The following is a 23,221-nucleotide window of genomic DNA, read 5'->3' on the forward strand; positions in this document are numbered from 1 at the left end:
CGGGCAATTCAGGGTACTCGCCCCGGATTAACATCATGTTTGCCCGGCGTCCAACGCAGCCGAGCTCATCCAGAGCCCTGATGAGGCCACATCTACCCCTGATGACCTCCCGCGCAAGCCCGGAATTTCACAGGCTTGCGGCTTTTTCTTGCAGGCTTTCAGCCTCTTCCGGGAAAACGGAGAGGCTGGAAGTTCCCCCTGCCGAATGCGGGCTAAAGCGCGATGCGATTAGGATGAATCGTCATCGCGCTTTAGGTTGTTGTTTAAGCATGATCTTTTCGGAAAACCGCTGCGCACTTTTCCGGATCATGCTTAGAACCTGCCCCCGCCACGCACCAGGCGCACGACAACCAGCAGAATGACGGCGCCGATGGCGGAGTAGACGATTTCGGAGACGAGCCCTGTGCCGAGACGAATGCCGAGCTTCGGAAACAGGAAGCTCGCCACCAGCGCGCCGGCGATGCCGACCACGATGTCGCCGATGATTCCGAACCCGGTCCCGCGCACCACCTTGCCGGCGAGCCAGCCGGCGACCAGGCCGACGAACAGGATGACGAGCAGGCCTTCGTTGGAAATGTGCATCAGTGCGGTCCCCTCTCCGTGAAGAGAGCCATGGAACGCGAACCGGGATGAATAAGGTGTGAATACTGGCGGCGAGGCTCGCGCAGCCTAGCCCAACTCATCCGGGACTATGACACCACGGTGACCGGCTGCGCCAGCACGCATCTCGCCGCCCTGCCCGGGCCGACCTCGACATTCGCGGGCAATTGCTCCAGGCAGCGCGGCTCTGCGAGCTTGCAGCGGGGAGCGAAGGAGCAATTGTGCGGCTTCTCCGCCAGCGAGGGCGGGGTGCCAGGAATGGTCTCCAGGCGGGCGCCGCGCTTGGCGCCATGGATGGTCGAGGCGAGCAGGCCCTTGGCGTAGGGATGCACCGGGGAGCGGACGATATCGCGAAGCGTGCCCTGCTCCACGATCTGGCCGGCATACATCACCGCGACGCGGTCGCAGATCTCGATGGCGACGCCGATGTCATGGGTAACGAAGATGACGGACATGCCGAATTCGCGCTGCAGCTCGCGCAGCAGCAACAGGATCTGGATCTGCACGGTGGCATCGAGCGCCGTGGTCGGCTCGTCCGCCAGCAGGATCTTGGGACGGCAGGCGAGCGCGAGCGCGATCATCGCGCGCTGACGCATGCCGCCCGACATCTCGTGCGGATAGGCATCCAGCCTTCGCTTCGCCGAGGGGATGCGCACGACCTCGAGCATTTCGAGCGCCCGCGCCCTGCCCTCCGCGAAACTCTTGCCTTCGTGGCGCACGACGCTTTCGGCGATCTGCGCGCCGATGGTGTAGACCGGATCGAGCGCGAGCGCCGGCTCCTGGAAGATCATCGACACGGTCTGGCCGCGAAACGACGACAGCTCCTCGTCGTTCATGGCGAGCACGTCGCGGCCCAGCACGTTGACCGTGCCAGTGATCTGCGTACGCTTCTTCGGCAGCAGCCGCATCAGCGCACGCAGTGTCACGCTCTTGCCGGAACCGGACTCTCCGAGCAGGCCCAGCACCTCGCTGTTGCCGAGCGAGAGGCTGAGATCGTTCACGGCATAGACCGTGCGCTCGCCGGTGAAGCGGATGTTGAGGCCCGAGATCTCGACCAGCTTTGTCATGACGGCAGTTTCGGCAATCGATCGTGATAGTCGGTGGCGCGCTGGAAGGCCGCGCCGATGGTGAGCAAGGTCGCCTCGTCGAAGGAGCGACCGATCAGCTGCATCCCGACCGGCAGGCCGGTCTTCGTGAAGCCGGAGGGCACTGTGAGCGACGGCAGGCCGAGAAAATTCACCGGGCGGGTGAACAGCGTGAGCCGCTGCAACAGCGCCGGCGCGTTCGGGCCGCCGCCGACGTCGCTCTCCTCGATCGTCGGCGCTGGCACGGGCGAGGCCGGAGCGATCACCGCATCGACGCCTGACGTCGCGGCGTCGTGCGCGGCGAGCGCCGGCCCGCGCCAGCGCATGGCCTCGAGATAGGTGATGGCGGGAACGGCGAGGCCGTTCTGGAGCCGCATCAGGACCTGCGCGCCATAATCCTGCGGACGCTCGATCATCCAGCGCTTGTGGAAGGCGGCGGCTTCCGCGGCAAGCACGAGCTGGCTGGCCGAGGACAATTGCCGCTGGTCCGGCAGCTCGACCTTGACGATGTCGGCGCCCTCGCGCTTGAGCACTGCGATGGTCTCGTCCAGCACGCGCGCAACCTCGCTGTCGAGATCGTCGACATAGAAGGAGACCGGCACGCCGATCTTCAGGCCCTTCAGCGCGCCTTTGGTCGCCCCGACGTAATCCGACAGCGGCTCGTGGCTGCAGGTCGAATCGGCGGGATCGGGGCCGGCCATCAGCGCAAGCAACAGCGCGCAGTCCTCGGCAGTGCGGGCCAGCGGGCCGACCGTGTCGAGCGATTGCGACAGCGGCATCGCGCCGGCGCGGCTGACGCGGCCCACCGTGGTCTTGAGACCGGTGACGCCGCAGAAATGCGCGGGCATGCGGATCGAGCCGCCGGTATCCGAGCCGAGCGCCGCATAGGTCAGGCGCGCGGCGACCGCGGAGCCCGAGCCGGATGACGACCCGCCGGTGATGTGGGCGACATTCCAGGGATTGCGCACCGGGCCGTAATGGGCGTTGTGCCCGGTCGGCCCATAGGCGAATTCGGCGAGATGCAGCGTGCCGAGACGGACCTGGCCGGCGTCCTTCAACCGCTGCAAGGCCGTGGAGGTCACGGTCGGCACGAAGTCGCGGCGGATCAGCGAGCCACAGGTCGCGACGTGACCCGCGTCGTAGTACATATCCTTGTGCGCGAGCGGCACGCCGTGCAGCGGACCACGGACGTTGCCCTTGGCAAGCTCGGCATCGGCTGCATCGGCCGCCTTCAACGCAGCCTCCGCCTCGATCGACATGAAGGCATTGAGGTGCGGCTGCCACTGCGCGATGCGATGCAACAGCGCGCGCGTCACCTCATGCGAGGACAGCTGCTTCATCGCGATCGCACGCGCGACCTCGGTGAGCGTCATCAATGCGGGTTCGGTGCTCATTTCGACACCTTCTGCGTCTGTGCGAGCACATAGCCGGCGGGCTCGAGGTCGAACGGCAGCGTGCCGGCAATGGCCGCGAAGCCCTCGAAGGCAGGTCCGATGGCATTGGAAATGCGGGTTGCGATCTCGTCGTCCACGGGCACGCCTGCAACCAGCGCGATCGGCTTGATGTCTTTCGGTGTCGGTCTGGTCATGCGGTCTTCTCCCTGGGCGCGCGGCTATGGCCTGAACCCGGTATCGCCATGTAGCACGCGGCCTCGTGGCCCATTCTATCGAGCGCGGTGAGCTTTGGTGTCGCGTTTGCGCAGAGCGGCTCCGCAAACGGACATCGGGTGTGGAAGCGGCAGCCCGAGGGCGGATCGATCGGATTGGGCGGATCGCCTGATATCGGCGGCGTCTCGGTGCGGTTGTCCGGATCCGATGACGGCATCGCCGCGAGAAGGGCACGCGTGTAGGGATGGGCAGGCGCGTCCCAGACCTGGTCGACCGGGCCAAGCTCGACGACCTCGCCGAGATACATCACCAGCACGCGATCGGAGATGTAACGGACGACGTTGAGGTCGTGGCTGATGAACAGATAGGTCAGGCCGAACTCGCGCTTGAGATCGGCCAGGAGATTGAGCACCTGCGCCTCGACCGATTTGTCGAGCGCCGAGACGGCTTCGTCCAGGATCACCAGCCGCGGCGACAGCGCCAGTGCCCGCGCGATATTGACGCGCTGGCGCTGGCCGCCGGAGATCTCGTGTGGATAGCGGTTGGCGAATGTTTCCGGACGCAAGCCGACCTTGCCGAGCAGCTCGCGCGCGAGCGCGCGTGCCGTGGCGTCGGCCATGCCGTGCACCTTGGGGCCGAAGGCGATCGATTCCTCGATGGTGAGGCGCGGATTGAGCGAGGCGTAGGAGTCCTGGAACACCATCTGCATGCCGCGGCGCAATTCGCGCAGGCTCAGCGATTGGCCAACGGTCATGCCGTCATAGATGATGTCGCCGTCGTCACGCGGCATCAGATGCATCAGCAGCCGCGCAGTGGTGGACTTGCCGCAGCCGGACTCGCCGACGATGCCGACCGTCTCGCCCTTGGCGACAGTGAACGAGACGTTGTCGACGGCGCGCACGGTACGCTTGGCGGCGAACAGCCCACCGCGCACCGGGAAATGTTTCGTCAGGCCGTTGACCTGAAGCAGCGGCTGCGCGACGCCGCCGACGTCCTCGACCGGCTCCAGCATTTCAACGGATGTGGTGCTCTCGCTCATAGCCGCGGACTCCCACCTCTCCCCATCGGGGAGAGGTCGCGCCGAAGGCGCGGGTGAGGGGGAGCGGCAAACTCGGTGGAGTGTAGCCCCTCACCCGGATTGCATCTAACGATGCAATCCGACCTCTCCCTATGGGAGAGGTGTGGCACCGGCATCGCCGCAATCAGAATCCCTCTCATGGCTTTAATTCCTGATGTCCATGGCGCTGCGCAGGCCGTCCGAGAGCAGGTTGAAGCAGATCGAGACCGCGAAGATCATCGCGCCCGGCAATGCCGCGACCCAGGGATTGACGTAGATCGCGGTCCGCAGCGTGTTCAGCATCAGGCCCCATTCCGGCTCCGGCGGTTTCGTGCCGAGACCGAGGAAAGAGAGACCGGCCGCCAGGATCATCGAGACCGAGATCAGGCTCGTGGCATAGACGAAGATCGCGCCGAGCACGTTGCCGAGGATGTGCACGCGCATGATGGTAAAGGGCCCGGCACCGGAGGCGCGCGCGGCTTCGACGAAATCCATGTTGCGCACGCCCGTCGTGACGCTCTCGGCGACGCGGGTGATCTGCGGCACGAACACCACCGTCAACGACACGATGGAATTGAGGATGCCGGCCCCGAGCGCGCCGGAGATCGCGATCGCCAGCAGCACGGACGGAAAGGCATAGAACACGTCGACCGTGCGCATGATCGCGGTGTTGAGCTTGCCGCCGACATAGCCGGCAATGATGCCGAGCGAGGTGCCGATGCAGAAGGCGAGAATCACGGGCAGGATGCCGATGACCAGCGACAGCCGGCCGCCGTAGATCAGCCGCGCCAGCATATCGCGGCCGAGTTCGTCGGTGCCGAGCGGATAGCCGGCCGTGCCGATGTGGCGCAGGCGGCGGATCATCGAGCCCTTGTAGGGATCTTCGAGACCCAGCCATGGCGCAAGGACCGCGGAGAGGAAGATCAGCAGCAGCACCAGCGCGCAGGCCATGCTGACCTTGTCGCGCATGATGCGGCGGCCGACGGTCGCCCAATAGCCGCGCGCCTTGGTCGCGGGCGCGGCCTGGAGCGCGGCGTCCGCGGTGGCGGACAACGGAAGCTCGCTCATTGGCCGGCTCCCGGTGCGTATTGGTGGGTCCGGCGCGCGCCAAGGCGGCAGTGCACCTCTCCCGCTTGCGGGAGAGGTCGGCGCTCCGGGCGATGCGAAGCATCGTCCCGCGCGCCGGGTGAGGGTTCTCTCCTCTTGGGGGTTCTCGATTGAGGAGACACCCTCTCCCCAACCCTCCCCCGCAGGCGGGGGAGGGGGCGGACCTTTTGTGTGGCTGCAGCTGGGCTCATCTGACTAGCCCCGCTTGATGCGCGGGTCGATCGCGGCTTGGGCGATGTCGACCAGCAGATTGAGGAACACGAAGAACAGCGCCAGGATCAGGATTGTGCCCTGCAGCAGCGGCAGGTCACGCTGGAAGATCGCGGAGTTGAGCAGGAAGCCCGATCCCGGCCAGGAGAATACGGTCTCGATCAGGATCGAGCCGCCGAGCATGTAACCGAGCTGAAGACCCATCACGGCAAGCGCAGTGGGCGCGGCGTTCTTGACGACGTGGCGGAACACACCGCGCTCGTGCAGACCCTTGGCCCGCAAGGCTTCGACGAAGTCCTGCGAGAGAATGTCACCGGTGAGGGCACGCACCGTGCGGGTGACGATGCCCATGGGAATCACCGATGTCGTGATTGCCGGCAGCACGAGATATTTCAGATGCGCCCAGTCCCAGGCCCAGGAATTGGAGCCGCTGGGCCCGGCGCCGACGGCGGGCAGCCAGTTGAGCTGAACCGAGAAGATGATGACGAGCAGCATGCCGAGCCAGTAATGCGGCACGGAGACGCCGGCGATGGCAAAGGACGTTGCGACCTTGTCGATCCAGGTCTCGCGAAAATAGCCGGCGATCAAGCCGAGCAGGATGCCCATCGTGAAGCCGATGATGGCCGCGGCAATCGCGAGCGTGACCGTGTTGCCGACCGCACGCATGACCTCGGCCAGCACGGGGCGGCCCGTCGCGATGGAGTTGCCGAGATCGCCATGCAGCGCGCGCAAGAGCCACAGGCCGAACTGCACCGGCAGCGGCCGGTCGAAGCCATACGCGGCGCGAAGCTGCGCCGCGAGCTCCTGCGATGCATCGGCCGGCAGCACCGCAACGAGCGGATCGCCCGGCGTGATATGCACGAGCAGGAAGCACACCAGCGCCACGCTGATGACGATCGGGACGACATAGACGATGCGTCGGGCGATATAGGCGAGCACGTTGTCTCTTTTCTTCCCTTCTCCCCTTGTGGGAGAAGGTGGCGCGAAGCGCCGGATGAGGGGTTGTTTCCGCGGTTACAGCATTTCAAACGAGAGATAGAGTCCCTTCGCGGAGAGAGACCCCTCACCCGTCTCGCCGCTGTCGCGGCGATCCACCCTCTCCCACAAAGGGGAGAGGGTGCACTGAGCAAGTCGAGACTACTGCTTGATCGACACCGGCGAAAAGTCGATGAACCAGCTCTTCGGCTGCACGACGCCCGTCACCTTCGGGCTCATCGCGCGCGGGCCGACGTCATGGGCGACGTAGAGGAACGCCGCGTCGTCGACGGAGGCCGCATGCAGTTCGGCGAGCGCGGCATCACGTGCGGCGGGATCGAAGGTCTGACGCGCCTTCTTCACCAGCTCGTCGAATTTGGGGTTGTTGATGAAGCCCCAATTGTTCGAGACCGGCGGCGCCATGCCCGATTGCAGGAAGCGCACCAGGGCGAAGAACGGGTCCATCGCCGCATAGGTCACGTTGGTCGCGTTCGAGCCGTTGGCCGAGGGGTCCTTGGCGCCGCGGCGCCAGTTGGTGAACAACGTGTTCCACTCGATGACGTCGAGCTTCACATCGAAATAGCATTCGGCGAGGGCCTGCTGGAGATATTCGTTCATCGCCAGCGGCTGCATCTGTCCCGAGCCGGACGCGGACGTCTGCGTCTTGACCGTCAGCTTCTTGTTGGGACCGAAGCCCGCTTCCTGCATCAGCTTTTGCGCTGCCGCCTTGTCGTACTTGATCTCGAAGGTCGGCTTGCCGCGCCAGGGATGGCCGGGCTCGAAGGTGCCGGTCGCGGGCACCATCAGGCCGGCGAGCAGGCCGTCCCTGAGGCCTTCGCGATCGACGCAGAGGTTCGCCGCCTTGCGCACGCGGATGTCGTTCCAGGGCGAGCCCTCGACGCGCGAGAATTGCCATGGCCAGACGTGCGGCTGCTCGTTGGCGTAGAGCTTGAAGCCGCGCTGCTTGAGCTCGGGCAGCGCGTCGGGTGCCGGTGCCTCGACCCAGTCGACCTGTCCCGAGAGCAGCGCTGCGGTGCGCGCATTTGCCTCCGGCATCGGCAGGAGCACCATCTTGTCGATCTTGGGCACGCGCGCCTTGTCCCAATAGTTCGCGTTCTTGACCAGCTCGAGCCGTTCGCGCGGCGTGAAGCTCGACATCTTCCACGGGCCGGTGCCCGAGGCGTCCTTGGCGAACGCGGTCCAGGCGGCCTGCGACTTCGCCTTGGCATCGGCGCCTTCAGCCTTGTCGTAGAAGGCCTGCCACTTCGCCGGGCTCGCCATGAACAGGTTGGTGAGGTTGATCGGCAGGAAGCTGTCGGGCTCCTTGGTGGTGAGCTCGACCGTCATGTCGTCGATCTTCTTTGCCGAGGCCAGCGTCGGCATGCGCGAGGCGGTGACGCCGACCTGGCTGGCGTCGAATTGCGGCGCGTCCTGCTTCAGCACCTTTTCGACGTTCCACACGACGGCATCGGCGTTGAACGGCGAGCCGTCATGGAAAGTGACGCCGGGGCGCAGCTTGAAGGTCCACTTGGTCTTGTCGGCATCGTCGACCTTCCACTCGGTGGCAAGACCGGGGATCACGACGCTCGCCTTGTCGGCAGAGGACAGGTCCCAGCCGGTCAGCGCGTCGTACATGGTGAGGCCGGTGAAGCGATTGCCTTCAAAGCCCTGATCGGGCTGACCCAGGGTGCGCGGAATATCGGCAGCGGTCATGCCGATGCGCAGCACGGTCTCGGCGCTGACCGCCCGCGGCCATGCGGCCACGCTCCCGAGCGCCAACAGCGCGATCAGCGCCGCGCGGGTCTTGTTCTTCTTGATAAGCATCGCCTCAGTCCTTTTCCGGCTTTCGATGATTAATTTTGATGCACTCGTATGCAATGGCTATGCCAAGGAGAAACTTATTCTGCAAATTGCCTCCGCGACGACAAGTACTTGTGATGACGCACCGGCGAAATCGGCGCACTGCCTATTCTGGCATCAAGATTGCAGGTTCGGCCCCAGATCCTCCCTGGAGCTTTGATTCATGCATATTCGTCTGTCGACCTGTCTCGCCGTGCTTGCGCTGGCAGTTTCCGCAATCTCGGCGCGCGCCGAAACGGTGGTGCGTTACGGCATCTCGATGGCGGACATCCCGCTGACGACGGGCCAGCCCGATCGCGGCGCCGGCGCCTACCAATTCACGGCCTACACGATCTACGATCCCTTGGTCGCCTGGGAGATGGACGTCGCCGATCGCCCCGGCAAGCTGGTGCCGGGCCTCGCCACCGAATGGAAAGTCGACGATGCCGACAAGACCAAGTGGCGCTTCACGCTTCGCAAGGGCGTGAAGTTTCACGACGGCAGCGAGTTCAACGCCGATGCGGTGATCTGGAATCTGGACAAGGTGCTCAACGACAAGGCGCCGCAATTCGACAAGCGGCAGAGCGCGCAGGTGAAGACCCGCCTGCCCTCGGTCGCCAGCTACGCCAAGATCGACGACTTCACCGTGGAGATCACCACCAAGACGGTCGATTCCTTCTTCCCGTATCAGATGCTGTGGTTCCTGGTGTCGAGCCCGGCACAGTATGAAAAGCTCGGCAAGGATTGGGACAAGTTCGCCAGCCAGCCCTCGGGCACCGGCCCGTTCAAATTGACCAAGCTGGTGCCGCGCGAGCTCGCCGAGCTGACCAAGAACCCCGACTACTGGAACAAGAAGCGGATTCCGAAGGCTGACAAGATCGTGCTGGTGCCGATGCCGGAAGCGTTGACGCGCACCAATGCGCTGCTTGCGGGACAAGTCGACCTGATCGAGACGCCGGCGCCGGATGCCGTGCCGCAGCTGAAAGCGGCCGGCATGAAGCTCGTCGACAACGTCACGCCGCATGTCTGGAACTATCATCTCAGCGTGCTGCCCGGCTCGCCCTGGACCGACATCCGCCTGCGCAAGGCGCTCAACCTTGCGATCGATCGCGAGGCGGTGGTCGGCCTGATGAACGGGCTGGCCAAGCCAGCCAAGGGCCAGGTCGACCCGTCGAGCCCGTGGTTCGGGAAGCCCACTTTCGAGCTGAAATATGATCTCGCAGCAGCCAAGAAGCTGGTCGAGGAAGCCGGCTACTCCAAGGCGAAGCCGCTCAAGACCACCTTCATCATCGCGCAGGGCGGCACCGGCCAGATGCTGTCGCTGCCGATGAACGAATTCCTGCAGCAGAGCTTCAAGGAGATCGGCATCGACATCGATTTCAAGGTGGTCGAGCTCGAGACGCTCTATACGCATTGGCGCAAGGGCGCGGCCGACGAGATGAACGCCGGCATCACCGCCAACAACATCGCCTATGTCACCTCGGACCCGCTCTACGCCATCGTCCGCTTCTTCCATTCCGGGCAGATCGCGCCTGTCGGCGTCAACTGGGGCGGCTACAAGAACCCGAAGGTCGACGCGCTGATCGACGAGGCCAAGCAGACCTTCGACAGCGCCAAGCAGGACGCATTGCTGGCCCAGGCGCATGCGCTGATCGTGGACGATGCCACGCTGGTCTGGGTAGTCCACGACACCAACCCGCACGCGCTGTCGCCGAAAATCAAGCAGTTCGTCCAGGCGCAGCACTGGTTCCAGGATCTGACGACGATCGGGATGGAGTGAGGGCGGCGGGCTGAGCGCCAGGCTCAATGAACGCGGCCGTCGCGGCTTTCGCCGGGACGATCGCCCGGAATGATCGCGCGCAATCGCCTCGATACTCGTCATTGCGAGCGGAGCGAAGCAATCCAGAATCTTTCCGCGGAGGGATTCTGGATTGCTTCGTCGCAAGGGCTCCTCGCAATGACGGAGTGTGGGTGACTGCACAACCCACTCACTTGCAGCCTACTTCGTCAGCAGCGCATACGCGCCGGTCCAGCCCTCGGGCGGTGGATTGACCTGGAATTCCTTAATCCGCACCTCGTAGAGCCTGAACAGCTTCTCGAGCGTGTCGGCGTCCTCGCTGCGGCGGCCGCGCTCGATCGCGTCCAGTGCGCCCTGCCAGTTGCGGCTGCGGTAGCAGCCGAGCATCTCGATGGTGATGTTGCGCAGGCGCTGGAATGCGCCCGAATGCATCACGTCTTCACGGCCCGCGATGGCATAGATGACTTCCGGTTCGGTCTTGCCCTTGACCATGATGAAGTCGAGCTCGAGGATCGCGAACTTCTCCTTGGCCGCGAGCGCGGTCCTGGATCCGACGATGATCGGGAAGCCGTATTCCTTGGTCTGCCCTTCCAGGCGCGAGGCCAGGTTCACGCTGTCGCCAAGCACCGAATAGTTCTTCTTCAGGTCGGAGCCCATGTTGCCGACGACGCCGATGCCGGTATTGAGACCGATGCCGACGTTGAGCGGGATGTAGATGTGGCCGCCGTCGGCAGCTTCCTGCTCGCGCTCCTTGTTGACCACGTCGATCTGCTCCAGCATCTGGATCGCCGCCTCGCAGGCATTGACCTCGTGCTCGGCATCGTCGAGCGGCGCGTTCCAGAACGCCATGATGGCGTCGCCCATGTATTTGTCGATGTAGCCCTTGCGCTCGATGATCACGTCGGTCAGCGGCGTCAGGAAGCGGTTCATCAGCGCGATCAGCCCTTGCGGATCGTGCTTGTAGCTCTCGGAGATCGTGGTGAAGCCGCGCACGTCGGAGAACATGATCGTCATCTCGCGCTCCTCGCCGCCGAGCACGAGCTTTTCCGGCGACTGCGCCAGCTGCTCGACCAGCACCGGCGACATGTATTGCGCGAACATGCCGCGGATCTGCACGCGCTGGCGCTGCTCGCGCACGAAGCTGGCGAAGATCAGCGTCAGATAGATCGCCGTGGTCGAGAGCAGCGGATAGGTGAAGTCGATGAGGTAGCGGCGCTGCGCGTAGAAGAACCAGGACGTGCCGACCAGGATCGCCGCGAAGGTCGCACCGGCGAGCACGAGGCGCACCGGCCCGAGATTCGGGGTGAAGATGATGACGAGCAGGCCGATGACGAGCGCAGCGATCAATTCGATGCCGAGCGCGTAGTTCGGCTGGGAAATCACCGCGCCGCTCAGCAGGCTCTCGAGCACCTGGGCATGGATCTCGACCCCGGGCATGGTCGAGGACACCGGCGTGGTCTTGATGTCATTGAGCCCGACCGCGGAGGTGCCGACCAGCACCAGCTTTCCGGCGAGCTTGGCTGGCGGGACGGTGTTGTCGAGGACGTCGGCCGCCGAGACGTAGATCGAGGGGTCCTGGCGCGCATAATGCACCCAGAGCTGACCGTTCTTGTCGGTCGGAATCTCGACGCCCTTGAGGCGAACGGCCCGAACGCCGGTCTTGTCGGTCCGGATCAGCAGCGTCGGCGTGCCCGTGGCGACGCGCAGAATCTCGAGGCTCAGCGAGGGCATGATGTTGCCCTGGGCGCGCATCACCATCGGCACGCGGCGGATCAGGCCGTCGCGCTCGGTCTTGATGGTGAACAGGCCGCGGCCGGCCGCGACCTTCTCGATGACCGGCACGTTGCGGAGCAGGCCGGGGAATTCGAACAGGAAGCGCTCGGCGCCCTCCTCACCAACCGTCGCGATGCCGGTGAACGGCAGCGACTTGTCGATCTCGGAGGAGATCGCCGACTGTCCGGTCTCGCCCAGCACCACGCGAGAGCGCTTGATCGCCTCGGCGAGGATCTGGTCGTTGGTCGGCAGCTCGCGCAGCTTGGCGCGGGTGGCATCGTCGAGAGAGCGCATCTGGCCCGCGACCAGATCCGGATTGAGCCGGTCGGGCTCAGAAAACACCACGTCGAAGCCGATCGCCACCGCGCCGTTGCTGGTGAGGTTCTGGATCATATCCGCGATCCGGGTCCGCGGCCACGGCCACTGGCCGAGCTTGGCGAGGCTCTTGTCGTCGATGTCGACGATGGTGACCGGCCGCGCCGTCTTGTGGCGCGGATCGATCAGCTGGAACATGTCGAAAGTGCGCAGCCGCAATTCCTGGATCGGCGGCGGATCCCAGAGGCGAACGCCGGCAAACAGAACCAGCAGCGCAAGGCACATCAGCCGCGCAAGGCCGAACTTCCGCGCGAACCACCGCCGCAGGATCTTGAGACGTTTCATGGAGGTTGGATATCACGCTTTGACGGCGAGCGGCAGCGCAGATCGGCTTGCAGACGATCGTGGCCCATCGCGCCGCGATCAGGCATGGACGATGAAGTCGCTCGCCTGGACCTGGGCGACGCCCTTCAGGAGGATGGTGTCCGTCGCATTGATCGTGATCAGGGTGTCTGCCCCTGAGGCCGCCGCGTGCTGGGCTATCCATGCCGAGTCGATATCGGTCGCCACAACCGCCGTCAGATTGATGTGGTCCTGACCGTGCTCAAAATCGAGGATCGTGTCGTGGTTAGAGTCGGCGGCGAATACGAACTGATCCTGATAGCCGGTCCCGAACAGCACATCCTTGCCGTTGGTGCTGGCGAGGGTCACCGGGCCTTGTTCGGTCAGGTTGAAGATCAGGTTGACCGTATCGGTCGCGCCGTGGCCGTCGGTCACCGTGAGCACGACCTTGTCCGTCGCAGCCGCGCTCGGCTCCGTATAGGTCAGCCCCTGGAGTGCTGAATTGACGCTCGCCAGCGTATCGGACGTCGGTTCAGGCTCCACATAAGTGCCCGAATCCGCCGCCACGGTGAGTGCGAAGGTTTCATCGGGAGTAGCGTCGGCGTCGGTGACCGTGATGCCGTGGATGAGGACCTGGACGCCTTCCTGCGATACGCTGATCTGGTTCACGTCGATCACCGGTGCGACGTTCCCGTCGTTCGCGCCTGTCACGTCCACCGTGAGCGTTGCCGTGCCGGTCGCGCCATGAGCGTCCTTGGTCTGGACGGTGAACGTATCCGTATAAAATCCTTCCGGCAGCGCGTCGATCGCCGTCGCGTTGGGAACGTAACTGTAGCTACCGTCGGGGTTGACCGTCAGCGAGCCGTACAGTCCTGCAACCGTCGTCACCGCATGATGATCTGCGTTCAGAACGGCATAGGTCAGCGTCGCCGTCTCGCCGCTGTCGACATCCGTTCCGGACAAATGGCCAGCGAGATTGGCGAAGGTGTCGGCCGCGGCAGTATCCGTGAGCGGACCAATGTCGAGATCGGCGAGCGTCGGCGCGTCGTTCGTGCCGGCAATCGTGACGGTGACATCCTGGCTCACCTTGCCGCCATGCTGGTCGTCGAACGTGACGGTGTAGACCTGGGTGATGGTCTGGCCCTGCGCCAACGACTGCAGCAGCGCATTGCTGTTGTCGAGGCTGAAGTGCCAGCCCAGCGTCGCGCCGTTGCTGGTATCGGTGCTGGATTCGAGCACCGACGGATCGATCGTGAAGCTGCCGATGTTCGCGCCGGCACCGAACCCCGGCAGAGCCGAGCTGACGGACGACGACTTGAACACGGCTTCCGCCGTGTGGGTATCGATCAGGTCGAGATCCTGGATCGCCAGCGTACCGCAGATCGCCAACGTCGCACTGGCATCCTCGGTCACCGATCCAGTGGAATCTGCGGCGCTGCTGGTGATGGTCGGCGCGTCGTTGGCGCCGTTGATCGTGACGGTCACGTCCTGAGAGACCTCGGCACCGTAACTGTCGGTGAACGTGATCGTGTAGACCTGGGTGATGGTCTGCCCTTCGGCTAGCGACTGCAGCACCGCATTGCTGTTGTCGAGCGTGAAATGCCAGCCCAGCGTCGCGCTGTTGTCGGTGTCGGTGTTGAACTCGTCAACCGCGCAGTCGATCGAGAAGGTGCCGAGCGGCGTGCCCGTGGCGAAGCCCGGAAGCTGAACGCTCGACGTGGACGATTTGAAGACGGCTTCCGCCGTATGGGTGTCGATCAGGTCGAGATCCTGGATCGCCAGCGTCCCGTCGATCGACAACATTGCGGAGGCGTCCTCAGTGACGCTCCCCGTCGCGGCGTCTGCGCCGCTCGTGATGGTCGGCGCGTCATTGGTGCCGGTGATGGTGACCGTGACGTCTTTGGTGACCGTCCCTCCGTGATGGTCGTCGACCGTAACGGTGTAGACCTGCGTGATGGTCTGGCCTTCGGCCAGCGACTGCAGCACCGGATCGCTATTGTCGAGCGTAAATTTCCAGCCGACCGACCCTTGCGAACTGACGCCGGGACTCTCGCTCACCGCCGTCAGCGCAAACGCGCCGATATGCGTGGTGCCGTTGCTGAAGCCGGGCAGATGCGCGCTCGACGTCGTCGACTTTAGGACGACGCTTGCGGTATGCGTGTCCGTGAGATCGGGATCGTTGAACTCAATGGTACCGTTGGCCACGAGCGTGACCGCCGCATCGTCCTCGGTCACTGCGCCGGTCGGGGTCGTATCGTCCTCGATGATCGTCGGTACGTCGTTGGTGCCCTCGACATTGACATCGGCACCATTGATGGAAACCGTGAGCGGCGTGCTGACGATGCCGCCGTGCCCGTCATCGACCTGCACCACGTAATTGAGGATCAGCTTCTCGTCCTCGGCAAGGAAGTCGAAGAGATGGTCGGAAACGCTGTAGGTCCAGGTCGCCGAGCCATTGTTGCCGTTGCCTGCGCCCTGCACCACCGTCAGCGGCACCTTGACGGCCGCGATCGCGGCGAGTTGCTGCGGCGTCAGCGTCGCGGTGATGTCGTTGCCTTCGGCATCGAGATATTTGAACGGCTGGGTGGAAGAGAGCGCCGCGCTCACGATCGGCCGGTCCGTCAGATCGACGTCGGTGAAGGTGACGGTGCCCGTGATGGTGTCCAGAGCCTCATTGCCGGTCCCGACCTTCTCGATGACGATTCCGCCCGACGTCGCCACGGTGGGCTTGTCGTTCGTACCCGTGATCGTGATGGTGATCGGTATGAACCTGGACTCTGGGTTCACCACGAAATTGGTGTCGACCCGCACCATGTAGGTCAGCGTCAGGGTTTCGCCGGCCGCGAGGAAGTCGAAGACCTTGTCGGGGATCGTGTAGGTCCAGACCGCCGAGCCATTGTTCTCGTTGGCGGGGTCGGCAACGACGCTGATCTGGATCTGCGTCGCTGCGATGCCCTGCTTCTGGAGCTCGGTCAGCGAGCCGGTAACGTCCTGCTGGCCGGCGCTCTTGTAGACGTAGTTCGGCGCTTCGGCGAGGCTCACCGACACCGTCGGCCGGTCGCCGAGGTTTTGATCGACGAATCTGATCAGGCCGGTGATCGTATCGGCATGCGTGTCGCCCGTCGTGCCCGCGCGCTCAGTCAGCGCGAAGGCCGTCTTTAGATTCCCGCCGGCGTCGAAGCTTTGCACGATCGGCTGGCCGGGAACACGGGTGGCCTGCTGCGTTGAATTGCCGGAGCCGTCGCGTTGCGGCGCACTGAGAGTGACGAATGTCGCGATTGCGGCAGTGCCGGACCCCGACTTGAACACGAAGTCCAGGCTGATCGGCGTGATCGTGTCGGTGAAGTTCGTGGTCAGCTTGGTATTGGTGTTGTTGTCGGTGAACTTCAGCGAGAACACGTCCGTGATCAGCTTCTGCACCTCCGGCGACATCAGCGCGTTGGTGACGGAGACGTTGCCGCCGCTGATCTGGATCATCTGGCCGGCCTGGTTCACCGTCGCGATCGGCAGCAGCGTGATCTTGTCGAACAGGATGTAGGAGCCGGTCGTGCCGTTCGGCTCGACCAGCACCTGGAAGCTCGCCTGCGGCTGCGGATCGCCGCCGCCGGCGGGAACGACGAAGTTGATCTGGGTCAGCACCGCCGTGCCGCGGATGCCCATGGTGGCGACCGGCGTGTCGACCTTCATGTCGCCATGCTTGGCGGTCTCGCCGGCGACGAAGGTGATGGTGCCCGCAACCAGGCTGAGCAGCGAGGAGTTGCTCGACCCGTTGGGGTCGTAGACCATCTCGTTCAGCACCATCCGCGCATTGGAGGACAGGCCGAACACGGTGCCGTCGATGAAGGTGATGCCGAGCGTCGAATCGGCGCCGGTCGAGACCACGTCGCCCTTCTCGACATTGTCGCCGTTGTTCAGGATGACCGAGACGCCGTTGCGAATCGCGGTCGCACTGCCGGAGAGTTTTGTGACGTGGCCGATGACCTGGGCCGCAGCGGCGCCGGGCGCGGCCTGGGCAACCTGGACGTGGCCGGTGAGGGCATTGACGATGTCGCCGGTGAGGTGGGCGCCGTCAGGCGAGGCAATCGCGGCGCGCTTCTCGCCCCTGAAATAATCGTGAACCACGAACTCCTGACCTTCGTGGGACAGCACGAGATCAAGGCCGGCGCGCTTGAACTCGCCGTTGAAGATCAGGTTGGGATCGGGAACAACGAACGCGCCATCAGGCACATGGCCCTGTCCCTTCGCGATGAAGGGCTTGGCCGCAAGGGAATCGGCATGGACGTGGCCAGACGTACCGGAAACCTGGCCGTCCAAGGACGTCGCGGCGTCGAATTTGCCAGCGTAATTCAACCGGGGCACCGCAAAAGGGTTAAAATTTAAGTAAGTATCATTGCCTAAGCTTGCTTAGCATTACCAAGTCCTTAGCGAAACCATCTATTGCTTGTGTGATTTCGCGTCACTTGGCCGTAAGAGCCCCGCAGGCCGGCGCCTTCCCAGAGAAGCTGAAGTAACACTCCAAGCATTCTGAAGTCGAAACGAGCTTAGATGCACGCATTCCCCATCATCCCAAGTCGTTTTTGGTAAAATTGGTCGAAGAGATACTTGCGTCATCTTCATTGCTTGATGCCCTGCAACATCCTGCGCCAAATATGGAACAAGATCTGTGACCTAGCTAACAGAACCCGTGAAATAGCGCGCCGTTAGCCATAGGACGCAGAATCAGCCACCTCGCAACTCCTGCCTGCAACCGGATCCATATCACGACAGCGCCCTCCTAGCTCCGGGATCGTAAAATTTTAGGCAATTTGGGCAGGCCTGTTTCAGCCTGTCCCACGGTTCTGGGACCCCTGCCGGGCGCGTTAAGCAGAACAAAACGGCCCGCCTCGCACTATCTCCAGGAAAGCAACACAGCCCGGCACGTCGAGATCGAGGGGGATCTCGCGAAGCCTGGGAAGGGGATGTCAGATGGAGACCGCTGCTCGCTCGCGCGCCTGGCGCGCAATCCTGATCTTGTGCGGCTTGATCCTGCTCGGATCGGCCGCCGAGCTTCGCGCCGGCACGCTGCTGTCGCCCGGCGCCGGCCTCCTCGTACGCAAATCCGCCGAACCGTTCGGCGTGTTCGCCTTCGCCATCTCATCCGGCGGCCTCCAGCAGAAATGGTCCACGCTGAAGGACAGGCTCGACGACGACATGGTGCAGCTCGCGCTGTGCGACGGCGACCGGGACAATTGTGCATCCCCTGCGGCCCTGAAGCTGCTCGCCATCGTCGACCAGGCCCGCGCCCGTGAGGGCCGCGCGCGCCTCGGCGAGACCAACCGAGCCATCAATCTCGCCATCCACGCCGCCAATGACGGCATCGACGACGCCTGGAGCTCGCCGCTCGCGACCTTCGCGCGCGGCGCCGGCGATTGCGAAGACTACGCCATCGCCAAGCTCGCCGCGCTGCGGCTGGCGGGCGTAGCTGCGGAAGACCTCCGCATCGTCGTGGTGCGCGACACCCGCGTCGGCGAGGAGCACGCGATTGCTACTGCACGGCTCGACGGCCACTGGCTGATGCTCGACAATCGCCGCATGGCGATGGTCGAGGACGACGCTGAGCGGAGCTATCAACCGCTGTTCGTGCTCTACCAGTCGGCCGTGATGAAATATGTCGACGAGCCGGTAATGGCCTCAGTGCACTAAGCGATGAGATCGGGATAAATCATCGCGCTTTAGCTTCTTGATCGCGCATGATCTTTTCAGAAAACCGCTGCACACTTTGCGCTAGCGCGGCGCTTCGGGTCCGGATCATGCACCACGCGTTCACTCGCATCGCTCATCGGAGCAGCTCGACCTTTGCCGCCATGTCCGGGGCACGCGAGACCCTGTAGGTCGCGTTGCTGCATTTGAGGACCCAGACAGCGTAGTCCGGCCGGGAGCGCTTCTTGTCCCGTGTTGCACCAAGCGCCTTTTCGCAGGCGAAACCTTGCAAGCGGATCTGGGCGGACAGCTCATCCTTCGGCGTTTCGGCCGCGACCTGTTGCGCCCTCGCTGGGTAGCCGCAAACAACAGCAATGATGGCCAACGACAACAGTGATGCAAGTGTCTTGTGCATGACTCCGAACCCCAAAACAGGCACCTCGCGCGCGCGTAGAACTATACACAAGAATACCGGTGTTGTCCGCCGACAGTCAGAATCAGCGATGCTCTGATCAGGCACGGGATTTCTGCTTAACGCCCGACGGCCGGCTTTGCCCATCGCCGCGCCGCCCTTTTCCTGCGACAGCTTCCCGCCCACAACAGCCGGCTGTAGGGCGCCTCACTCTTTACTTCCTTCTCCGTTTTGGGAGGTGGCGCGCGCACTGCGCGCGCCGGATGAGGGGTTCTATCGGCGCGCTCGAAGGACAACGCCTCGCGGAGAGAACCGCTCACCCGGCTTCGCGTTGCGCGAAGCCACCCTCTCCCGCAAGGGGCCCGCAAGGGGCCCGCAAGGGGAGAGGGTGCACCGAGTTCTCCGCAAGAGAGCATCAGAACATCAGATTGTCCTTCACCAGCACCCAGCGGCCGTTCTTGACCTGCTGGACCTGTGTGATGGTGGTGGCGAGATGGTTGGTCTTCGAGAACACCGTCGGCGGCGAATTGAAGATGTCCTGGAACTTGTCGCCGGACTCCAGCGCGTCGAGCATCTTCTGGCCAGTGAGATCCTTACCAGCCTTGTTGGCATAATGCGCGAACGTCATCACCGCATTGTAGCCAATGATCGCCTGGGTGTTGGCATCGGCGTTAAACATCTTCTTGTAATTGACTAGCCAGTCCTTCACCTTTCCTTTCGCGGTGTCTTCATAGGGAATTTCGAAGTTCGAAGCGGAATACAAGCCCTCCACCACTTCCTTGCCGAGCGCCGGCACTTCGAGCACGTTAACGGGCGTGGCGCCGAGGAAGGTGACGTCCCATCCGAGCTTCTTCGCTTCACTCATCGTGCCGATCGGCTCACGGAGGACCGCGCCGAGCACGACGAGGTCGCAGCCGTCGGACTTCATCTTGGCGACCTGCGCCGAGAAGTCGGAGGCGCCGCGCTTGTAGCTCGTGATCGAGGCCGGCTGCACCTTCATGGCAGCGAGCTGCTGGTTAAAACCATCGAGCACGTTCTTCCCGTACTCGTCGTCCTGATGCATGATGCAGGGCTTCTTGAAATTCTTTGCCTCAATCATGTATTTGAGCGCGGCCCGCGTGCTCTCGACATAGGGCAGGAGGTTGTTGAACTTCAGCCGCTCCTGCGGCTTGGCCGGATCGAACTTGAAGGTGAACTCGGCCGCCGTCAGCGGAAAGAGCTGCAGCACGCCGGCGTCGAGCAAGATATCCTGCGCAGCAAGCACGGTCGGCGATCCCATCGGCCCCACCATCGCGAAGATCTTGTCGCGCTCGATCAATTTCTGCGAAGCCAGCACGGCCTTCTTCGGATCGTAGCCGCTGTCTTCGACCACCAGGCGGATCTTGCGGCCGTTGATGCCGCCGGCGGCGTTGACCTCCTCGACCGCCATCTTCATGCCGTTGGAGACGGGGACGCCCCAGCCCTTGATCGGACCCGACAGGTCCTGATGGGTGCCGAGGACGATCTCGGTCGCCGAGATGCCTTCGTTGGTGACCTTGGTTTGCGCCGCGGCTGGCAAACAGGTGAGCACCACGGCGCCCAAAGCAAGGCCGAATGCGCTGAACGATTTCGACATTGACGTCTCCTCTCCTAAAGGCCCGTGTTGGACGAAGGGCGAGGGCCACGGCTCCTTCGCTTTCTCGAATCGACTGGCTCGTCACGCCACTGCACGCTCGCGATACATCGCCTCGATCTCGGCGGCGTAGCGCTTGTTCACGAAGCCGCGCTTCAACTTCATGGTCGGCGTCAGCTCCTCGTCCTCCGGGGTGAGCTGGCGTTCGATCAGATAAAACCTCTTGATGGTCTCGACGCGGGCAAAATTGCCGTTGACCTGTTCGATCTCGCGCCAGATCAAGTCCTGGATTTCGCTCGCCCGGCACAGGCTGGCGTAATTGGTGAAGGGGATGTCGTGATCCTGGGCGAACTTCTCGACGTTCTCCTGGTCGATCATCACGAGACAGGTGAGATACGGCCGCTTGTCGCCGATCACCACGGCGTCGGAAATGTAGGGCGAGAACTTGAGCTGGTTCTCGATCTCGGACGGCGTGATGTTCTTGCCGCCGGAGGTGATGATGATGTCCTTCATCCGATCGGTGATGCGGACGAAGCCTTCATTGTCGATGGTGCCGACGTCGCCGGTGTGCAGCCAGCCGCGCGGATCGATGGTTTCGGCCGTCTTCTCCGGCTGGTTCAGATAGCCCATGAACAGGAAGTCGCCCTTGATCAGGATCTCGCCGTCGGGCGACAGCGCGACCTCGCCCCAGGGCACCGCGGTGCCGACCGAACCGAGCTTGATCCTTTCCGCCGGCATCATGGTGGCGACTCCGCAATTCTCGGTCTGGCCGTAGACCTCGTGCATGTCGATGCCGAGCGCCAGATACCAGCGGATCAGCTCCGGTGCGATGGGTGCCGCGCCGGTGAACGCGATGCGGCAACGATCGAGCCCGATCATGCGGCGAATGTTGCGGAACGCGACCTGGTAGGCGATGCGATTGGCTATCCGCAGCGACAGCGGCGGGGCCCTGCCCTCGAGCCGGCACTCGACCATGCGGTAGCCGATGCCGATCGCGCGCCGATAGACCCATTGCTGCAGCGGCGTCGCGTCCTTCAGCGCGATGGTGATGGCGGAATAGAACTTTTCCCAGATGCGCGGCACCGCGAGGAAGACGGTCGGCTGCACCTCGCGCAGATTGTCCGGCACGGTTTCCGGGCTCTCGGCGAAATTCATCACCGAGCCGAGCGCGACCGAGATGTAGTAGCCGCCGATTCGCTCGGCGACATGGCAGAGCGGCAGGAAGATCAGCCGGTCCTCGTCCTCTCGCGCCGGGATGAAGTCGTTGGCGTGCCGCATCTGGTGCGTGACGCTGCGGTTGGCATGCATCGCGCCCTTGGGCGGACCGGTCGTGCCGGACGTGTAGACGAGGATGGCGAGATCGCCGGCGCTGCGGCTGTCGATCATCTCCTGCCACAGTGCTTCGCGGCCGACCATGTGGTTGCGGCCGAGCGCGCGAAGCTCGTCGAACGACAGCACCATGTCATCGCAGAAGCCGCTGAGGCCCTCCATGTCGAACACGATGATCTTCTGCAGGGACGGACAGCGTGCGCGGCAGGTGAGAATCTTGTCGAGCTGCTCCTCGTCCTCGGCGAAGATAACCCTGGTGCGGGAATCGTTGACGAGATACTCGACCTGGGACGAGGAATCGGTCGGATAGATTCCGGAGGAGACGCCGCCGGCGCACAGGATGCCCATGTCGGCATGGACCCATTCCGGGACGGCGTTGGCGACGATGGAGGCGACGTCGCCGGGCATGAAGCCGATCGCGCGAAGCGCGTAGGCGATCTCCTTCGAGATCTCCAGCCATTCGCGCCAGCTCGTCGGCTGCCAGATGCCGAACTTCTTCTCGCGGATCGCCGGCCTGTCGCCCCGCGTCTCGGCGGCGCGCAGGAAGCTCTTCGCGATCGTATCAGCGACCGTCAGCACCGCCGGTCGGGCCATGCGCCTCTCCTCCCTCCTTGTCGCCAGCCTCCGCTGCCTGCCTTGCCGGCGGTCTATGTTGCGGATGGCAGGCTCATCTTACTGCCAGCTCTTCCTCACCGCCACGTCTTCTTCTTTTTCCAGCGCCGCTCGCCGCGCGCGCCCGCTTCCTTGGCGCCAAGGTAGAACTCTTGAATGTCCTGGGAATGCATCAAGCGGTCGCAGCTGTCGTTCATCACGATACGGCCGATCTCCAGCACATAGCCGTAATGTGCCGTCTCCAGCGCCACCTTGGCGTTCTGCTCGACCAAGAGGATCGACATGCCCTGCTCCTCGTTGACCCTGCGGATGATGGTGAAGATCTCCTTCACCAGCAGCGGCGACAGACCGAGCGAGGGCTCGTCGAGCAGCAGCAGCGTCGGCCGGTTCATCAGCGCGCGCCCGATCGCGAGCATCTGCTGCTCGCCGCCGGAGAGCTGCCCGGCCGGCTGGTTGATGCGCTCCTTCAGCCGCGGGAAATAGCCGTAGACACGCTCCAGATCCTCCGCGACACCGTCCCGATCCTGGCGCGGATAGGCGCCCATCATCAGGTTCTCGCGCACGGAGAGGAACGGGAACACCTCGCGCCCCTCCGGCACATGGCTGAGACCAAGCCGCACGATCCGGTCGGCCTCCATGCGCTGGATCGGCCTGCCCAGAAACTCGATCGTTCCCTTCTGCGGATCGAGGATGCCCGAGATGGTCTTCAGCACCGTGGTCTTGCCGGCCCCGTTCGCCCCGAGCAGCGTGACGATTCGGCCGCGCGGCACTTCCAGCGAGATGCCCCGGATCGCCATGATCGGCCCGTAATAGCTCTCGACGTTGGAGAGCTTCAGGATGGTGTCCGGGGTCGTGGCGGCATCCATCGG

At 63.9% G+C, this 23,221-nt stretch carries 16 protein-coding genes; 2 read left to right on the plus strand and 14 right to left on the minus strand.

The annotated features are described in order from the left end of the window. Nucleotides 1–312: 312 nt before the first annotated feature. The 8 genes from FJV43_RS13115 to FJV43_RS13150 form a co-directional block, all read right to left on the minus strand. On the minus strand, nucleotides 313–582 hold the full coding sequence (locus FJV43_RS13115) for a GlsB/YeaQ/YmgE family stress response membrane protein (protein ID WP_028179604.1): 270 nt from the start codon (nucleotides 580–582) through the stop codon (nucleotides 313–315). Between the two features lie 107 nt (nucleotides 583–689). Continuing rightward, nucleotides 690–1,667: an ABC transporter ATP-binding protein gene (locus FJV43_RS13120; protein ID WP_239627522.1), complete on the minus strand. Its 978-nt coding sequence runs from the start codon at nucleotides 1,665–1,667 to the stop codon at nucleotides 690–692. Beyond that, nucleotides 1,664–3,079: an amidase gene (locus FJV43_RS13125; RefSeq protein ID WP_239627523.1), complete on the minus strand. Its 1,416-nt coding sequence runs from the start codon at nucleotides 3,077–3,079 to the stop codon at nucleotides 1,664–1,666. The genes FJV43_RS13120 and FJV43_RS13125 overlap by 4 nt, the downstream gene beginning before the upstream one ends. Then, complete coding sequence (locus FJV43_RS13130; RefSeq protein WP_028179607.1) at nucleotides 3,076–3,273, minus strand: hypothetical protein; 198 nt, start codon at nucleotides 3,271–3,273, stop codon at nucleotides 3,076–3,078. Before FJV43_RS13130 ends, FJV43_RS13125 begins: the two co-directional genes overlap by 4 nt. Continuing rightward, nucleotides 3,270–4,331 (minus strand): ABC transporter ATP-binding protein, encoded by a 1,062-nt coding sequence (locus FJV43_RS13135; RefSeq protein ID WP_239627525.1) that lies wholly within the window; start codon nucleotides 4,329–4,331, stop codon nucleotides 3,270–3,272. Before FJV43_RS13135 ends, FJV43_RS13130 begins: the two co-directional genes overlap by 4 nt. 183 nt (nucleotides 4,332–4,514) lie before the next feature. After that, nucleotides 4,515–5,417 carry an ABC transporter permease gene (locus tag FJV43_RS13140; RefSeq protein WP_239627527.1) on the minus strand — a complete coding sequence of 301 codons (903 nt, stop codon included), beginning with the start codon at nucleotides 5,415–5,417 and terminating at the stop codon, nucleotides 4,515–4,517. Between the two features lie 234 nt (nucleotides 5,418–5,651). Next, nucleotides 5,652–6,605, minus strand: coding sequence for an ABC transporter permease (locus FJV43_RS13145; protein ID WP_239627528.1), 954 nt, complete (start codon nucleotides 6,603–6,605; stop codon nucleotides 5,652–5,654). A gap of 198 nt (nucleotides 6,606–6,803) precedes the next feature. Further along, nucleotides 6,804–8,465, minus strand: coding sequence for an ABC transporter substrate-binding protein (locus FJV43_RS13150; RefSeq protein ID WP_239627530.1), 1,662 nt, complete (start codon nucleotides 8,463–8,465; stop codon nucleotides 6,804–6,806). Nucleotides 8,466–8,664: 199 nt separating this feature from the next. Between FJV43_RS13150 and FJV43_RS13155 the strand changes: the two genes are divergently transcribed. Continuing rightward, nucleotides 8,665–10,260 carry an ABC transporter substrate-binding protein gene (locus tag FJV43_RS13155; protein ID WP_239627532.1) on the plus strand — a complete coding sequence of 532 codons (1,596 nt, stop codon included), beginning with the start codon at nucleotides 8,665–8,667 and terminating at the stop codon, nucleotides 10,258–10,260. A 219-nt stretch (nucleotides 10,261–10,479) separates the two neighbouring features. Here the strand turns inward: FJV43_RS13155 and FJV43_RS13160 are convergent, their stop codons facing one another. Both FJV43_RS13160 and FJV43_RS13165 read right to left on the minus strand, forming a co-directional pair. Then, complete coding sequence (locus FJV43_RS13160; protein WP_239627534.1) at nucleotides 10,480–12,711, minus strand: adenylate/guanylate cyclase domain-containing protein; 2,232 nt, start codon at nucleotides 12,709–12,711, stop codon at nucleotides 10,480–10,482. 78 nt (nucleotides 12,712–12,789) lie between these two features. Continuing rightward, a complete protein-coding gene (locus tag FJV43_RS13165) occupies nucleotides 12,790–17,058 on the minus strand; it encodes a VCBS domain-containing protein (protein WP_239627536.1) in 4,269 nt (1,422 codons plus the stop codon). A 615-nt stretch (nucleotides 17,059–17,673) separates the two neighbouring features. Here FJV43_RS13165 and FJV43_RS13170 point away from each other — a divergent pair. Next, a complete protein-coding gene (locus FJV43_RS13170; RefSeq protein ID WP_239627538.1) occupies nucleotides 17,674–18,390 on the plus strand; it encodes a transglutaminase-like cysteine peptidase in 717 nt (238 codons plus the stop codon). Between the two features lie 133 nt (nucleotides 18,391–18,523). On the opposite strand, the gene FJV43_RS13175 is transcribed toward FJV43_RS13170, so the two are convergent. The 4 genes from FJV43_RS13175 to FJV43_RS13190 all read right to left on the minus strand — a co-directional run bounded on the left by FJV43_RS13175 (nucleotide 18,524) and on the right by FJV43_RS13190 (nucleotide 23,218). After that, nucleotides 18,524–18,985: a hypothetical protein gene (locus FJV43_RS13175; RefSeq protein ID WP_239627540.1), complete on the minus strand. Its 462-nt coding sequence runs from the start codon at nucleotides 18,983–18,985 to the stop codon at nucleotides 18,524–18,526. Between the two features lie 229 nt (nucleotides 18,986–19,214). Continuing rightward, nucleotides 19,215–20,414: an ABC transporter substrate-binding protein gene (locus tag FJV43_RS13180; protein WP_239627542.1), complete on the minus strand. Its 1,200-nt coding sequence runs from the start codon at nucleotides 20,412–20,414 to the stop codon at nucleotides 19,215–19,217. An 81-nt stretch (nucleotides 20,415–20,495) separates the two neighbouring features. Further along, nucleotides 20,496–22,334, minus strand: coding sequence for an AMP-dependent synthetase/ligase (locus FJV43_RS13185; protein ID WP_239627544.1), 1,839 nt, complete (start codon nucleotides 22,332–22,334; stop codon nucleotides 20,496–20,498). A 95-nt stretch (nucleotides 22,335–22,429) separates the two neighbouring features. Beyond that, nucleotides 22,430–23,218 carry an ABC transporter ATP-binding protein gene (locus tag FJV43_RS13190; RefSeq protein WP_239627546.1) on the minus strand — a complete coding sequence of 263 codons (789 nt, stop codon included), beginning with the start codon at nucleotides 23,216–23,218 and terminating at the stop codon, nucleotides 22,430–22,432. Nucleotides 23,219–23,221: the final 3 nt, after the last annotated feature.

This window comes from Bradyrhizobium sp. I71 (assembly GCF_022354745.1).
GTDB lineage: Bacteria > Pseudomonadota > Alphaproteobacteria > Rhizobiales > Xanthobacteraceae > Bradyrhizobium > Bradyrhizobium liaoningense.